Below are 2,564 nucleotides of genomic sequence, written 5' to 3' on the forward strand. Positions count from 1 at the left end.
AGTGTCACGGTCTGATCAGTGAAGCGACCAACCCCATCAGTAGCGGTGACAGTAAAACTGTAGCTTGGTTTGGTTTCATAGTCAGCATCAGCTTTTAGAGTCACTTGGCCAGTATTGATATCAATGGTGAAGTAAGCCGCGTCAGTACCACTGAGGCTAAACGTTACGCCGTCCGAAATATCAGCAGAGTCATCAGCAACAGCGGTATACACCACCTGCCCAGCACCAGAATTTTCATCGATGGCAGTCGCGGTATCACCAGACGTAATGGTTGGTGCTGCTTCATCCAGGTTATTGACCGCCAGGGTAACGGTCTGATCAGTGAAGTGACCAGCCCCATCGGTGGCTGTAACAGTAAAGCTGTAGCTGGACTTGGTCTCGTAATTGGCATCAGCCAATAACGTCACTTCGCCGGTTACCGAGTTGATACTGAATAGCGCATCATCGGCTCCCGAGAGGCTATAAACCGCCGTCGCATCATTGGTTGTGGCTGTGTAAATAACCGAGCTGGCACCAGAGTTTTCATCAATGACATCCGCCAACGTGCCGGAAGTAAATACAGGCCCCACTTCATCCAGATCATTCACATCCAGCGTCACGGTCTGATCAGTGAAGTGACCAGCCCCATCGGTGGCGGTGACTACAAATGAATAGCTGGCTTTTGTTTCGTAATCGGCGTCGGCCAACAAGGTGACTTCACCGGTGCTGGTATCAATCGAAAAATACGCTGCATCGTCGCCTGAGAGCGAGAAAGTCACACCATCGGAGATATCCGCGAAGTCATCAGCAACAACGGTATACACCACTTGCCCGGCACCGCTGTTTTCATCGATGGCAGTGGCGGTATCACCAGAGGTAATCGTCGGTGCGACTTCATCGAGGTTATTCACCGCCAGCGTGACGGTCTGGTCAGTGAAGTGACCGGCGCCATCGGTGGCGGTGACAGTAAAGCTGTAACTGGCTTTAGTTTCGTAATCAGCGTCGGCCAACAGAGTCACTTCACCGGTGCTGGCATCAATCGAGAAGTACGCTGCATCGTCGCCTGACAGACTGAAGGTGACGCCATCAGAAATATCAGCAGAGTCATCAGCGGTGGCGGTATACACCACCTGCCCGGCACCGCTATTTTCATCGATGGCAGTGGCGGTATCACCAGAGGTAATCGTCAGTGCCACTTCATCGAGGTTATTCACCGCCAGCGTGACGGTTTGATCGGTGTGGTTACCCGCCCCATCGGTGGCGGTGACAGTAAAGCTGTAGCTTGGTTTGGTCTCGTAGTCCGCATCCGCCAACAAGGTGACTTCACCGGTTACCGAGTTGATACTGAAGTACGCGGCATCGTCGCCTGAGAGCGAGAAAGTCACACCATCCGAAATATCGGCAGAGTCATCCACCGTCGCTGTGTAAATAACCGAGCCAGTACCCGTGTTCTCATCAATGGCAGTCGCCGCCGCGCCAGACGTAATCGTTGGTGCCACTTCATCCAGATCATTGACCGCCAGCGTCACGGTCTGATCAGTTAAGTGACCAGCCCCATCGGTGGCAGTGACTACAAATGAATAGCTGGCTTTGGCTTCGTAATCCGCATCCGCCAACAAGGTGACTTCACCGGTGGCTGAGTTGATGCTGAACAGTGACGCATCTGTACCAGACAACGAATAAACCACTGCCGCGTCGTCCGTGGTCGCGGTGTAAATAACCGAGCTGGCACCAGAATTTTCGTCAATGGCATCCGCCAGAGTCCCGGAGGTAAATACAGGCCCCACTTCATCCAGGTTATTCACCGCCAGGGTGACAGTTTGATCTGTGTAGTTACCAGCCCCATCGGTAGCGGTGACGGTAAAGCTGTAGCTTGGTTTGGTCTCGTAATCGGCATCAGCCAATAACGTCACTTCGCCAGTGCTGGCATCAATCGAGAAATACGCTGCATCGTCGCCTGAGAGCGAGAAAGTCATACCATCAGAGATATCTGTGGAGTCATCGGCAGTCGCGGTATAAATCACACTGCTGGCACCGCTGTTTTCATCGATCGTAGTAGCCGTCGCGCCAGACGTAATGCTTGGCGCTGCTTCATCCAGGTTATTAACCGCCAGCGTGACAGTTTGATCGGTGTGGTTACCGGCTCCATCGGTGGCGGTGACGGTAAAGCTGTAACTGGCTTTAGTTTCGTAATCGGCATCCGCCAACAAAGTGACTTCACCCGTGGCCGAGTTAATACTGAACAAAGCAGCATCAGCCCCCGAGAGGCTATAAACCGCTGTCGCGTCATCGGTCGCTGCGGTGTAAATAACCGAGCTGGCGCCAGAGTTTTCATCAATGGCATCCGCCAACGTGCCGGAGTTAAAGACCGGTCCTGACTCATCCAGATCATTGACCGCCAGCGTCACGGTCTGATCAGTGAAGTGACCGACGCCATCGGTGGCTGTAACAGTAAAGCTGTAGCTTGGTTTGGTTTCGTAATCAGCGTCGGCCAACAAAGTCACTTCGCCGGTGGCGGAGTTGATGCTGAACAGTGACGCATCTGTACCAGACAGGCTGAAACTCACACCATCGGAAATATCGGC

Annotated in this window: 1 protein-coding gene; it reads right to left on the reverse strand. The window is 53.2% G+C overall.

The window, feature by feature from the left end:
• Window positions 1-2,564: cadherin repeat domain-containing protein (locus Q8W24_RS16620; RefSeq protein WP_305476006.1), on the reverse strand; the 2,564-nt coding region annotated here is incomplete at both ends.

The organism is Oceanobacter sp. 4_MG-2023, from assembly GCF_030689165.1.
GTDB lineage: Bacteria > Pseudomonadota > Gammaproteobacteria > Pseudomonadales > Oceanobacteraceae > Oceanobacter.